Origin of the sequence: Pseudomonas sp. PDM24 (assembly GCF_019218905.1) — a bacterium.
GTDB lineage: Bacteria > Pseudomonadota > Gammaproteobacteria > Pseudomonadales > Pseudomonadaceae > Aquipseudomonas.
The window spans coordinates 172,901-186,186 of sequence record NZ_JAHUWR010000007.1 but is presented as its reverse complement, the minus strand read 5'-3'; the positions used below and the strand labels follow the sequence as shown (position 1 = coordinate 186,186).

Genomic DNA, 13,286 nt, shown 5'->3' with positions numbered 1-13,286 from the left:
ACGCCGCTCCTCAGGAATGCGCTTCAGATAACTTATTGTTGGTTTCAGGACCGCTGACAGGCGGCTCTTTGAGTACCACACGTTTGATCGGGCCAACGATCACCAGATAGCTGAAGACGGCTACCAGCGCGTTGCAACCGACGAACACCAGCGCCCATTTGAACGAGCCGGTGGAGCTGATGATGTAGCCGATAACGATCGGCGTGGTGATCGACGCGATGTTGCCGAAGGTGTTGAACAGGCCACCGCTGAGACCAGCGATCTGTTTCGGTGAGGTGTCGGACACCACCGCCCAGCCCAACGCGCCCACGCCTTTGCCGAAGAATGCCAGGGCCATGAAGCCGACGACCATCCATTCCACGTCCACATAGTTGCAGGCCACGATGCTGCTGGACACCAACAGGCCGGCGATGATCGGCGCCTTGCGGGCGAAGGTCAGCGAGTGGCCTTTGCGCAGCAGGTAATCGGAAATCACCCCGCCAAGAACACCACCGATAAACCCGCAGATCGCCGGCAGCGAGGCAATGAAACCAGCCTTGAGGATGGTCATGCCGCGCTCCTGCACCAGGTACACCGGGAACCAGGTCAGGAAGAAGTAAGTGATGCCGTTGATGCAGTACTGGCCCAGATACACGCCGAGCATCATCCGGTTGGTCAGCAGCTGGCGGATGTAGTCCCACTTCGGACCGTCGCCTTTTTTGCCTTTGCCTTTATCCTGGTCCATGTCGACCATGCCGCCGTTGTCGGCGATGTGCTTGAACTCGGCGTCGTTGATCATCGGGTGCTGGCGCGGGCTGTAGATCACCTTCAGCCAGATCCCCGAGAAGATGATGCCGATCACCCCCATGACGATGAACACGTGCTGCCAGCCGAAGCTATAGACGATCCAGCCCATCAGCGGCGCGAACAACACGGTGGCAAAGTATTGCGCCGAGTTGAAGATCGCAGACGCCGTACCGCGTTCAGCGGTCGGGAACCAGGCCGCCACGATGCGCGCGTTGCCGGGGAACGATGGCGCTTCGGCCAGGCCCACCAAAAAGCGCAGCATGAACAGCGCAACCACCGCCGTGGACATGCCGAACTCACCGACATACCCCTGCAGCACGGTGAACAGCGACCAGGTGAAAATGCTCAGCGCGTAGATTTTTTTCGAACCGAAACGGTCCAGCAGCCAACCACCGGGAATTTGCCCAGCCACGTAGGCCCAACCGAATGCGGAGAAGATATAACCGAGGGTGACCGCGTCGATGCCGAGGTCTTTTTGCAGGCTGGAGCCAGCGATTGCGATAGTGGCCCGGTCGGCGTAGTTGATCGTGGTCACCAGAAACAGCATGAGCAGGATCAAATAGCGGACGTGAGTCGGCTTGGTCGATTGCATTGTAGATGTACTCCCACTGATTATTTTTATGCGCGGGTGAAGCTGTTGTGTTCCCCGTAGGGGCTGTAGGAGTTGTCGAGTGAAACGAGGCTGCGATCTTTTGATCTTTAAAAGCAAAGATCGCAGCCTCGTTTCACTCGACAGCTCCTACAGGGGGTACTGCGGTGTATCAGGAACCGATGTAGGCAGTCTTCACGACCGTGTAAAACTCTTGTGCATAGCGACCTTGCTCACGTGAGCCATAGGATGAACCTTTACGCCCACCAAACGGAACGTGGTAATCCACGCCGGCGGTCGGCAGGTTGACCATCACCATCCCGGCCTGGGAGTGGCGCTTGAAGTGGTTGGCGTACTTCAGCGACGTGGTGGCGATACCCGCTGACAGGCCGAACTCGGTGTCGTTGGCCATGGCCAGCGCTGCCTCGTAATCGGCGACGCGAACGATGTTGGCCACCGGGCCGAAGATCTCTTCGCGGCTGATGCGCATCGCAGCTGTGCTGTCGGCAAACAGCGTCGGCGCGAGGAAGTAGCCTTCGGTATCGCACGTCACCAGACCACCGCCACTGACCAGACGCGCACCTTCGGACTGGCCGATGTCGATGTATTTCATGTCCTGTTCAAGCTGAGCCTGCGAGACGACCGGACCGATATCAGTGCCGGTTTTCAGCGCATGGCCAACCTTGATCGACTTCATGCGCTCGGCCATGGCTTCGACGAATTTGTCGTGAATCCCGGCGGTGACGATGAAGCGGCTCGAGGCGGTGCAACGCTGGCCGGTGGAATAGAACGCGCTCTGTACCGACAGCTCGACCGCTTGCTTGAGGTCGGCGTCATCGAGAATGATCTGCGGGTTCTTGCCGCCCATTTCCAGCTGAACCTTGGCCTGACGCGACACGCAGCTAACAGCGATCTGGCGACCCACACCCACGGAACCGGTGAAGCTGATGCCATCAACTTTCGGGCTCTGCACCAGCGCATCGCCAACCACGCGACCGCTGCCCATCACCAGGTTGAACACGCCGGCCGGGAAGCCTGCTCGGGAAATGATTTCCGCCAGCGCCCAGGCGCAACCCGGCACCAGATCCGCCGGTTTCAGCACAACGCAGTTGCCGTAGGCCAGGGCCGGGGCAATTTTCCACGCAGGGATCGCGATCGGGAAGTTCCATGGCGTGATCAGACCGACCACGCCCAGCGCTTCGCGAGTCACTTCAACGTTCACGCCCGGACGCACCGACGGCAAATAGTCGCCGGACAGGCGCAGGCATTCACCGGCGAAGAACTTGAAGATGTTGCCGGCGCGGGTCACTTCGCCGATGGCTTCGGGCAAGGTCTTGCCCTCTTCCCGGGCCAGCAGCGTGCCGAGTTCTTCGCGGCGGGCGAGGATCTCAGTGCCGACTTTATCCAATGAATCGTGGCGAGCCTGGATGCCCGAAGTGGACCAGGCCGGGAACGCGGCGCGAGCGGCGTCGATGGCGGCGTGGACCTGAGCCAGATCAGCCTTGGCGTAATCGCCGATGGTATCGGTCAGCTCGGAGGGGTTGATGTTGGCGCAGTAATCACTGCCCACCACCCATTCGCCATTGATGTAGTTGTCGTAACGCTTTGCATCAGCCACTTGAAGATCTCCTCACGCAAGAAGCCGCTGATTGCTCAGCGGCCTTGGTTTAATCGAGTGTTATTGCGCACCTTGCTTGTCGATCAGCGCGGCGAGCATTTCGTACTCTTCGCCCGTCAGATCGGTCAGCGGCGCACGCACAGGACCTGCGTCGAAGCCTGCAATTTTTGCCCCGGCCTTGACGATGCTCACGGCGTAACCGGCCTTGCGGTTACGGATGTCCAGGTACGGCAGGAAGAAGTCGTCGATGATCTTGCCGACGGTGGCGTGATCTTCGCGAGCAATGGCGTGGTAGAAATCCATCGCGGTTTTCGGGATGAAGTTGAACACCGCCGAGGAGTAAACCGGTACGCCCAGCGCCTTGTAGGCCGCGGCGTAGACTTCAGCGGTCGGTAAACCGCCCAGGTAGCTGAAGCGATCACCGAGGCGGCGACGGATCGACACCATCAACTCGATATCGCCCAGGCCATCCTTGTAACCGATCAGGTTCGGGCAGCGCTCGGCCAGACGTTCCAGCAGTGGCGCGGTCAGGCGGCAGACGTTGCGGTTGTAAACCACCACGCCGATTTTTACCGATTTGCATACCGCTTCAACGTGGTCGGCAACACCGTCCTGGCTGGCTTCGGTCAGGTAGTGCGGCAGCAGCAACAGGCCTTTGGCGCCCAGACGCTCGGCTTCCTGAGCGTATTCGATGGCCTGGCGGGTGGCGCCGCCTACGCCGGCAAGAATTGGCACGCTGGTAGCGCAAGTGTCGACGGCAGTCTTGATGATTTCCGAATATTCGCTGGCCGCCAGAGAGAAGAACTCACCGGTGCCGCCCGCGGCGAACAATGCCGAGGCGCCGTATGGGGCCAGCCATTCGAGACGCTTGATGTAGCCCGCGCGATGGAAATCGCCCTGAGCATTGAAGTCGGTGACCGGGAATGACAGCAGACCGGAAGAGAGGATGGACTTCAGTTCTTGTGGATTCATTATTCGAACACCCTGGTAGCAACGTTGTGTGAGAAAACCGTTCAGCCTTCGCCGAAGTTGTAGGTCATCGTACAACTTAAAATACAACCGTCAACTGCATTTCATCGCGAGCCGCAAAATTTGCGTCGGAAAAAGTAATCCCTTGACGTAGGAAATTTCTGATCTATGATCCAGACAACTGTATATGCATACAGTTAAATTTGATTCTACCTACGACATATCAAGGAGCTAGAAATGTCAGGTCTATACGCACAACCGAAGGAAAATACCCGACAGATCATCGCCGATCTGGATGATCTTTTTACCGAGCACGGCATCGCCCTTTCTGGCAATGGCGACACACTTAAACTCACTGCCGGCAGCCATCACAACCTCAAACATCAGCGTCAGGGCCCGCTGCCGACGCCACCGGAGAAATCGCTGAAAGGCACGCCGCAGCTGAGGTTTGAAGGTGCAGAACATACCGCGATCGGCGACAGCACCCTGCTGCGTTTCGTCAAGGATGCTCCTGCCATACCGGCCTCGCAGGTGGAGTTGCACCTGCCCAATGGCCTGGCATTGACCTATGGACAAGTGATTGCACTGGGGGGTGATTTTTATGGAATTCCCGACCAACCGATCTGCGAAGGCGCAACAGCCGCAGACCGAACCCAGCGCTTTACCAACGCCTTCAACTCCCTGGCGGTACTGCCGGCCTCAAACGCCGAGGCGAAGTTGATCCTCGGTGTCATGCAGAAAGAAATCGCCGCCATCAATCAAGCGATCAGGGACGGTAAAGAGCCTCATGAGGCTTATGACGCCCTAGGTGATACGTTGTCGGAAGAGTGGAACAAGATCACCGGTGGCGGCAGTTTCGTTTCGGCGCTATTCCCTTTGGGGCGTTATCTGAAACTGGCCGCCAACAATGCTGACCACTTTGCAGAATGGGCGTTGCTGGCTTACATCGCCGGGCACACGGCAGCGCTGCAACAAGCGGTGCTAGCCCACAACAGCGGCGATGAAAAGCAGTTGGAACTGGCCTATGCGATGAACGCTTTTGCCGATCACTCTTTGACCGACCTGTTTTCCGCCGGTCACTTGCGAGTACCGCGTAAACAGCTGGCGGCAGTGGTCACGCCCAGTGATCTCGGCTCGTTGATTACCCGCTTCATGCACGATGAAGACAGCAAGTTCGGCCTCAACGTGAGCAATGGCAATGGCGATCGCTGGCACGCCTATGGCGACAAGCGCTACTTCGACGCGATCGACAGTGCCAATCGCGCCCAGGTGAATCAGGCCGTTCAGGTGTCTGCGGATGAAGTGTTCGCGGCGTACCTCAGTGGCACTGCACCATCGGCTGGCAGCTTTGCTGCGTTGAAAAGGCTGCCCGACCTGCAAGCGGTTCTGAACCCGGCCGGCAATTTCTCGCCACTGTTCAAGGTCGAGGGCGACAAGGTATTGCGGCGCAAGGACGTCAACAACCTGAACGATACCGCCACCGTGGACGACTGGTGGGGCTGGAGCACGTACCTGCTGCTCAAGGACTACCAACCAACTGGCGTGCTGAATTCAGCGGCCAATGCCTGATAAGGAGATCACTGATGACTATCAAATTGAAACTGGAACTGGCTTCTGGCCAGTCACTGAAAGGCGCGCCGCTGGAGTTGCTGTCGAAAGGCTTGCCGATTGCCCGGGCGCTTGTGGATGAACGCGGGCATGCGATTTTCGATGCCAAACCTGGGGCTGCCGGGTTGGCGGTGAGGGTGGATCGTTCGATTTTGAGGACTGGCTGAAGCTACTGCGAGATGGCCGCCGGCCCTCTCGCGAGCAAGCCCGCACACATTGGATCTTGGTGAACGCATTTTTTGTGAACAACCGGGATCAAGTGTGGGAGCGGGCTTGCTCGCGAAGGCGTTATTCCAGGCCCAACGGAAAGTGAAAATGCACACTGACCGTTCATCGAAACTGCTATTTCTAACAGTTTTAAGCAGTCCCTGAACAAGGCTAAATCGCCGCTCAATCACTGCTCAGGTCAGCGTCCATGAACACAACCCATCGATTTAAATTTCCAGTCAGAACCAAGCATGCGCCTCTGGAAATGCTCATGAACTTCGATCTCCACGTGAACGTTGGAGATTTCGTCGAGTTTGAGATGATCCCCGGAAAAAACTGGCTCATCACTCGGAAGAAATTCAAGGTGCTGATGGACAACACAATCGAGTACGTCGACTACGAAGCGAAGGGGGCCTAACCCCGCTGCGCCTGCGCCTCTTCATGCGCCTGGCGCAACCGCTCGCGGCTATTCGTCAGGTGCAACCGCATGGCCGCTCGCGCCGCATCGGAATCCTGCCGTGCAATCGCATCGTAAATCTCTTCATGCTCACGGCTCAGGCGACTCATGTAGTGCTGCTGATCATCATGGGCCAGGCGCGCGGAGTTCAGGCGCGTTCGCGGAATGATGCTGGTGCCCAGGTGGGTCATGATGTCGGTGAAATAGCGGTTGCCCGTCGCCAGGGCGATTTGCAGGTGGAACTGGAAGTCGGACGCCACGGCATCGCTGGCATGGGAGACACTTTCATTCAATGCATCCAGCGCCGCGCGCATCAACGCCAGTTGCTCGGGGCTGCGGCGTTGCGCGGCAAGGCCGGCGGATTCCACTTCCAGGCTGATGCGCAATTCCAGAATCGCCAGCACATCGCGCAAGGTCACCACGGTGGCCGGATCAATACGGAAACCGCTCGGGCTCGGGGTATCGAGCACGAAGGTGCCGATGCCATGACGGGTTTCGACCTGGCCTGCGGCCTGCAAACGGGAAATCGCTTCGCGCACCACGGTGCGACTGACGCCATGGGCATCCATGATCGCCGACTCGGTGGGCAACTTGTCGCCACGCTTGAGGTGACCGTCGCGGATCTGCTCGGACAGCACCGTCACCAGTTCCTGAGCGAGGCTGCGGCGCTTGCGAGGGAGGCGAGGTGCGTCGATCGGGTTTTCCATGGTGAACGTCTGTCTCAAAAATTCGGCTGAATCCGCATCATAGCGCATGCGAGTTGTACGATCACCACCACACCCGTAGGAGCGAGGCTTGCCCGCGAAGAACGATAACGCGGCCCTCAGTCGGAAACCGCGTGAAGGCCTTCGCGGGCAAGCCTCGCTCCTACAGAGGGTGTGGTGTCAGGCGGTCACGGCCTGGTCTACCAGATGCCCATTCTCGATACGCACATGCCGTGGATGGAAACGCTTCAGGCTGCTGCGATGGCCAACGCTGACGATGCTCAGTCCAGGCAATTCATCGATCAACGCCTGATACAACGACGCTTCATCTTCTTCGTCCATCGCCGAAGTGGCTTCGTCCATGTACAGCCATTGCGGCGCATAAAGCAGCGCGCGGGCGAAGGCCAGACGTTGCTGCTCGCCCGGCGAAAGCATGCGCTGCCAGTGGTTGGCTTCATCCAGACGCGAAACCAGGTGCGGCAAGCGGCAGGTTTCCAGCACGTGGACGTAGCGCTCGTGCGGGTAGGTGTCGCCCGGCTGTGGATAACTCAGCACCTCGCGCAGGGTGCCAATCGGCAGATAGGGTTTTTGCGGCAGGAACAAATACCGTCCCGTCGGCAGACGGATGCTGCCGTGGCCGGCCGGCCAAAGGTGCCCCATCGCCCGCAGCAAAGTCGATTTCCCGCTGCCGGAACGACCGCTGAGCATGACGCGCTCGCCCTCCTCCACGGTCATGTCGGCATTGGTCAGCAGATGACGACCGTCAGCGAGGTCGAGGCCAAGGTTGTGCACCTTCAACGCCGAGCCTTGATTCTGCACGTCGATGGCTGGCGAACGCTCTTCGTTGTCAGTCATTGCCTGGCGGAAACTCAGCAGACGATCACAAGTGGCACGCCACTCGGCGAGGTCCTGGTACGCGCTGATGAACCAGCTGAAGTTCTCCTGCACGTTGCCGAACGCGGAGTTGATTTGCATCAGCTCACCGAGCTCGATCTTGCCGGCGAAGTAACGCGGCGCAGCGACCATGAACGGGAAAATAATTGCGATCTGGGCATAACCGGAGGTGAAGAAGGTCAGGCGCTTGGACACTTTCATGATGTCCCAGAAATTGTGCCAGACCAGGCCAAAGCGACTGCTCAGACGACGGTTCTCGTTCGGCTCACCGTTATACAGCGCAATGCTTTCGGCATTCTCACGGACCCGCACCATGGAGAAACGCAGGTCGGCTTCGAAACGTTGCTGGTTATTGTTGAGGCCGATCAAGCGCCGACCGATCACATGCGTCAGCCAACTGCCGACCGCGGCGTAAACCAGTGCGCACCAGAACATGTAGCCGGGGATCGTGAAACCAAACACTTCGATGCTGCCCGACACGCCCCACAAAATGATCGAAAACGATACCAGGCTGACGACGTTACGGATCAAACCAAGGCCCAGGCCCAAGGTGTTGGTGGTGAATTTATTGAGGTCTTCGGAAATCCGCTGGTCCGGGTTATCGGTGTAACCGCCCTGCTCCAGCTGGTAGTAATTCTTGTCGCCGAGCCAGCGGGCGAAGTGTTTCTCGGTGAGCCAGGCTCGCCAGCGAATGGTCAGCATCTGAGTCAGGTAAAGCCGGTACACCGCGCCGAGAATCGCCACGGCGGCGATGCCGCAGAAGTACAGGATCAATTGCCAGAACGCCGCGTCATCCTTCCTCTGCAGGGCGTTGTAGAAATCCTTGTACCAACTGTTTATCCACACCGAAATCGCCACGCTGAACAACGACAGCGCGATCACCGCGATCAGCAACGTCCAGGCCTTGCCCTTCTCTTCGCTGCGCCAGTAAGGCGTGGTCATCGCCCAGACTTTGCGAAAAAACTGCCCGCGCACAGCATCGTTGACCGCGGAATATTCAGCGTTCTGATTCATGGATAAGGCTCGATAAAGAAAAGAACACACACGAGCCGATCATAAATGATCGGCCCGGCTTGTAACGAAGTGTGACAACAATTGTTCAGCGCCGGTTCAGCGACGGACCGGACGCTTCTGCAGTTTGCGCTGCAGCGTGCGGCGGTGCATGCCCAAGGCGCGGGCAGTAGCGGAGATGTTGCCTTCGTGCTCGGTCAATACGCGCTGGATGTGCTCCCACTGGAGGCGATCCACGGACATCGGGTTTTCCGGCACCAGGGTATCGAGGTCGGCGTGCTCGGAGAGCAACGCGGCCAGCACGTCATCGGCGTCCGCCGGTTTGCACAGGTAATTGCAGGCGCCACGCTTGATCGCCTCGACGGCGGTGGCAATGCTCGAGTAACCGGTGAGGATCACCACGCGCATTTCCGGGTCGAGTTCCAGCAGTTTGGGCAACAACACCAAGCCCGAATCGCCGTCCATTTTCAGATCCAGGGCGGCGTAATCCGGTATGTCGGCCTGGGCGATGGTCAGGCCTTCTTCGGCGGACCCTGCGGTGCTCACGCGAAAACCGCGGCGGGCCATGGCGCGGGCCATCACACGGGTGAAGGTTGCGTCGTCGTCTACCAGCAGCAAATGCGGCAGTTCTTCGCCTTCGACTTGGATCTCGTCACTCATGTTCGTCTCCTCGGGCGACACGGGGCAGGCGCAGCTCGGTAAGCGTGCCACCTTCCTCATGACTGTAGAGTTTCACTGAGCCGCCGGCGCGTGTCACGCTGGCCTTGCTCAAAAACAGGCCCAGGCCGAAACCTTTGCCCTTGGTGGTAAAAAACGGTTTGCCAATCTGCTCGGCAATAGCCAGTGGCACACCGGCGCCATGGTCGCGAATGCTGATGGTCAAGTCCTCGGCATTCCAGTCCAGCGTCACTTGCAAGCCTTCGGGGCACGCATCGGCGGCGTTGTTCAGCAAATTCAGCAGGGCCTGAGTCAGGTCCGGCGGCGGTGCCATGCGCGGCACGGTACCCTGGCCCAGGCGCTGGAAGCGATAACTGGCTTCCGGGCGCATCAAGTGCCAGCGGTTCAGGGCTTCGTCGAGCCAATCGGTGACGTCTTGCATCTCCACCGCCAAGCGACGATTGGCTTCCGCCGCCCGGACCAACTGCTGCAAGGTCTCTTTGCAGAGTTTGACCTGATCCTGCAGCACGCTCAAATCGTCCTGCAACAGCGGGTCTGGATGGTCTTGGCGCATTTCCTTGAGCAGCACGCTCATGGTCGCCAGCGGTGTGCCCAGCTCATGGGCGGCACCCGCCGCCTGGGTCGCGACGGCCAGCAATTGCTGATCGCGCAGGCCTTCTTCGCGACGAATGGCGCGCAATTCTTCCTGACGACGCAGCTCTTCGGCCATGCGGGCGGCGAAGAACGTAATCACCGCCGCCGCCAGGGCAAAGCTCAGCCACATGCCGTAGATCTGCAGGTTTTCCCGGGCGATCGGGAACGTTTCCAACGGGTAGAACCGCGCCAGCAGCAACGTATAAAGCGCCAGCGCGATACCCGACAGAATCACCGAATAACGCCATGGCAGCGTCACGGCGGCGATGGTCAATGGCACCAGGTAATAAGAGACGAACGGATTGGTCGAGCCGCCGGAGAAGTACAGCAAGGCACTGTGGATAAACAGGTCACAGGCCAGTTGCAAGGCGTATTCGAGCTCGGTCACCGGCCACGACGTGCGCAGACGAACCGCCGTGAACGCGCACAGCAGCATCGAGCAACCCAGGGTCATTGCCAGTTGCACCCACGGCAACGGCAGCAGGTCGAACCAGTAGGCCAGCCCCACAGAACCGGCCTGAGCGGCCAGCACCAAGGTGCGGATGAACGTAAGCCGCCAGAGGTTCTGACGAGTGGCGGAAGTGATTTGAACGGGGGCGAGCATGAGCTCTCCTGATGAGCGCTCCAGGCGGATCGCACGGAGTATAACCAAGCCGCGGGCCTGAGAGGCAAAAGTGCGGCAAACGACCACATGGCAGAAAGAATTGCTGCGTCTATAAGGACGCCTTCGCGGGCAAGCCACGCTCCCACATTGGAATGCGTTCCCCTGTGGGAGCGTGGCTTGCCCGCGATTGGCTGCGAAGCAGCCACCTGCTGATTATCTGTATAGAAGTTGTAACTGTGCGAACCGGACCATTGAAGCTAGAGTCTGATGGTTTCACGCAGGTTCGGACCTTAACCCCTGCGCATCGTCCAAGGAGCTTTTCATGCACACATTGCGCCGCAGCGCCGCCCTTCTTGCCTTAAGCGTTGGCACCGTCGCCAGCCTTCCGGCCCTGGCCGTCGACGAACTGCATTACAACCAGATCTCCCTGCGCGCCGAAGTCAGCCAGGAAGTGGCCCGCGACCTGATGATCGTGACCCTCTACACCGAAGAGCAAAACAGCGACCCGGCCAAACTCGCCGCCGACGTCAGCACCACCATAAACAAGGCGCTGGCACAGGCTAAAGAAGTCAAAGACATCACCCTGCGCCAGGGCAGCCGCAACAGCTACCCGATCTACGACACCAAAGGCCAGAAAATCATCGGTTGGCGTGAACGCGCCGAACTGCGCCTGGAAAGCTCGGACTTCGCCGCCCTCTCCAAACTCACCGGTGAACTGCTCACCGACCTGAAAATGGGCGGCATGGACTTCGCCATCGCCACCCCAACCCGCAAAGCCAGCGAAGACGCCCTGCTCAAGGAAGCCGTGACCGCCTTCAAGTCCCGTGCCCAACTGGCCACCGACGCCCTGGGCGGCAAGAGCTACAAAATCGTCAACCTGAACCTCAACAGCAACGGTTATCCACAACCGTACATGCGCGGGCCGATGATGATGAAAGCCGCTGCCGGCATGGATTCGGCACCGGTGACGCCAGAAGTTGAAGCCGGGACCAGCCAGGTCAGCATGACGGCGGATGGGGCGATTGAAGTGTTGATGCCTTGATGCGATGGCGGGTCAGTCAGTTTTGTAGTGACTGATCCACCGCCTTCGCGAGCAAGCCCGCTCCCACAGTTTTTCATCGTCATTCACAAATTTTGTGTACGACACAAATCAACTGTGGGAGCGGGCTTGCTCGCGAAGAACGATGACACGGTCAACTTGACCGAACGCCTGCCTACACCTGCGGATCGACGTTATCCAACGCTCGGTTCACCGCCAGCTCCGCCAACATGATGATTTGTTGAATCGCCAACACTGTGTTGCGCTGCGGGCCGATCAGGTGGGTGGCGAAATCACTGGCCAGGACGCTGGCCGAGTGCCAACAGGCTTTCGGTATCCATGTTGGGGGCGATCATATACATCGTGCTGGGACGACGGGGTGTCGGGGCGTATGGGGCGGGTGGATCGAGGTAGTAATTGAGGGCGCGTTTTATGGCTTCGCGGTCTTTGAGTAATTCTTCGGTGCGCAAGGCTTCGGCGTTGGGGGTGGTGGTGTTGAAGGGTGGGTCCGGGATTAACTTATCCATGCAATTTTCCTTTTGAAGTTGGAGCCATCAATTTCCGATCTCACTCGGCGAAGAGGTGGCAGCTATGTGCGGTGTGAGATTACCGGCAAAAGGAACCCGGCCAGACCGAGGTCTGCCCGCACACAGCCGCCATAACGCATTTGCTGGCAGCGGATAAGCTGGCGGCAATTATGGAGTGGCTCGCGTGGGTTTCCAATCGTTTAGCCGGGATCTCACTCCCGATCACTGATTTTTCAGCGACAGCCAAAGATTAGAGGCACTGCTTCCTACCCGGCAACCTGAAAAATGCGTGGGAAAGCTCTATGGCCAAGACTAATTTCTTAAACACCCATTAACAGATTGGCCGGTTGTCAGGCAGCCTTCGCGAGCAAGCCCGCACACAGCAGGGCGGTGTCATCTGCTTTTGATTTTGCATTTGCGAAAGCCCAGGAGCTAAGAGAAACTCCCTGCCTTTCCAGACTCGATAAGGATGCGAGCATTGAAGTTTGAAAGGGATCAGTTTTCCGGCAACCATGGAATTGTCTTCAACGTATCGCGCTTCACTCTGTCAGCCAGTGAACGGGGTGGCCTCAGAACACTGCATTTTGGTGAAGCGAAAGCCGCCCACTATGAAGTGAGCAATCTGGTGGTGGAGCTCTACGACAAAATGCTCGCCAAGGATTTGCCTTGCCAAATGATGGTCGGGATCTCCAAACCCCTGACCCGGCTACAGGGGGATTTACTCAATGCCCAACGAACAAGTATCGCCAACCTCACCAGTGGTGTTTTCGCCGCAGCGGCAGGTAAATTCATGCCCGCTGCGGCCATCCCGGTGGGATGGGCAGTCCGCGAGTTCACGCTGAGCACATTGCCGACTTATCACGCCGGCGATGTCATCGTCAGCCTGGATGCACAGGTCAGCGGCGGCATAGGCCCTCAGCACTCAGCATCGTCCATGATCATCAAGACTCAAGGCGGGTGAG

At 58.7% G+C, this 13,286-nt stretch carries 12 protein-coding genes and 1 pseudogene; 5 read left to right on the top strand and 8 right to left on the bottom strand.

Annotated features, from left to right (window positions below):
* Positions 1 to 10 precede the first annotated feature (10 nt).
* The 3 genes from KW837_RS22540 to kdgD form a co-directional block, all read right to left on the bottom strand.
* Positions 11 to 1,399: an MFS transporter gene (locus KW837_RS22540; protein WP_371317166.1), complete on the bottom strand. Its 1,389-nt coding sequence runs from the start codon at positions 1,397 to 1,399 to the stop codon at positions 11 to 13.
* Positions 1,400 to 1,547: 148 nt separating this feature from the next.
* Positions 1,548 to 2,993: an aldehyde dehydrogenase family protein gene (locus tag KW837_RS22535; RefSeq protein ID WP_218398674.1), complete on the bottom strand. Its 1,446-nt coding sequence runs from the start codon at positions 2,991 to 2,993 to the stop codon at positions 1,548 to 1,550.
* A gap of 60 nt (positions 2,994 to 3,053) precedes the next feature.
* Positions 3,054 to 3,965 carry a 5-dehydro-4-deoxyglucarate dehydratase gene (gene kdgD / locus KW837_RS22530; RefSeq protein ID WP_192346260.1) on the bottom strand — a complete coding sequence of 304 codons (912 nt, stop codon included), beginning with the start codon at positions 3,963 to 3,965 and terminating at the stop codon, positions 3,054 to 3,056.
* A 234-nt stretch (positions 3,966 to 4,199) separates the two neighbouring features.
* Here kdgD and KW837_RS22525 point away from each other — a divergent pair, with 234 nt between their 5' ends.
* The 3 genes from KW837_RS22525 (at position 4,200) to KW837_RS22515 (ending at position 6,195) form a co-directional block, all read left to right on the top strand.
* Complete coding sequence (locus KW837_RS22525) at positions 4,200 to 5,531, top strand: phospholipase (protein ID WP_218398673.1); 1,332 nt, start codon at positions 4,200 to 4,202, stop codon at positions 5,529 to 5,531.
* A gap of 14 nt (positions 5,532 to 5,545) precedes the next feature.
* On the top strand, positions 5,546 to 5,737 hold the full coding sequence (locus KW837_RS22520; RefSeq protein WP_218398672.1) for a hypothetical protein: 192 nt from the start codon (positions 5,546 to 5,548) through the stop codon (positions 5,735 to 5,737).
* Positions 5,738 to 6,048: 311 nt separating this feature from the next.
* Entirely contained in the window at positions 6,049 to 6,195 is a 147-nt protein-coding gene (locus KW837_RS22515) for a hypothetical protein (RefSeq protein WP_225603831.1), read from the top strand.
* Here KW837_RS22515 and KW837_RS22510 read toward each other — a convergent pair.
* The 4 genes from KW837_RS22510 to KW837_RS22495 all read right to left on the bottom strand — a co-directional run bounded on the left by KW837_RS22510 (position 6,192) and on the right by KW837_RS22495 (position 10,758).
* Positions 6,192 to 6,941, bottom strand: coding sequence for a FadR/GntR family transcriptional regulator (locus tag KW837_RS22510; protein ID WP_007901399.1), 750 nt, complete (start codon positions 6,939 to 6,941; stop codon positions 6,192 to 6,194). The two genes, KW837_RS22515 and KW837_RS22510, sit on opposite strands and share 4 nt — an antisense overlap.
* 177 nt (positions 6,942 to 7,118) lie before the next feature.
* The gene (locus KW837_RS22505) at positions 7,119 to 8,846 is read right to left on the bottom strand and encodes an ABC transporter ATP-binding protein/permease (protein ID WP_218398671.1); all 1,728 of its coding nucleotides are present in this window, start codon (positions 8,844 to 8,846) and stop codon (positions 7,119 to 7,121) included.
* A 96-nt stretch (positions 8,847 to 8,942) separates the two neighbouring features.
* Positions 8,943 to 9,503 (bottom strand): response regulator transcription factor, encoded by a 561-nt coding sequence (locus tag KW837_RS22500; RefSeq protein ID WP_007901386.1) that lies wholly within the window; start codon positions 9,501 to 9,503, stop codon positions 8,943 to 8,945.
* Complete coding sequence (locus tag KW837_RS22495) at positions 9,496 to 10,758, bottom strand: ATP-binding protein (protein ID WP_218398670.1); 1,263 nt, start codon at positions 10,756 to 10,758, stop codon at positions 9,496 to 9,498. The genes KW837_RS22500 and KW837_RS22495 overlap by 8 nt, the downstream gene beginning before the upstream one ends.
* 322 nt (positions 10,759 to 11,080) lie before the next feature.
* On the opposite strand from KW837_RS22495, the gene KW837_RS22490 reads away from it, so the two are divergent.
* Positions 11,081 to 11,800, top strand: a complete 720-nt coding sequence (locus tag KW837_RS22490; protein ID WP_218398669.1) for an SIMPL domain-containing protein — start codon at positions 11,081 to 11,083, stop codon at positions 11,798 to 11,800.
* 172 nt (positions 11,801 to 11,972) lie between these two features.
* On the opposite strand, the pseudogene KW837_RS22485 reads toward KW837_RS22490, so the two are convergent.
* Positions 11,973 to 12,324: pseudogene (locus KW837_RS22485) on the bottom strand (DUF6124 family protein).
* 478 nt (positions 12,325 to 12,802) lie between these two features.
* On the opposite strand from KW837_RS22485, the gene KW837_RS22480 reads away from it, so the two are divergent.
* Positions 12,803 to 13,285, top strand: a complete 483-nt coding sequence (locus KW837_RS22480) for a hypothetical protein (RefSeq protein ID WP_192346274.1) — start codon at positions 12,803 to 12,805, stop codon at positions 13,283 to 13,285.
* Position 13,286 lies beyond the last annotated feature (1 nt).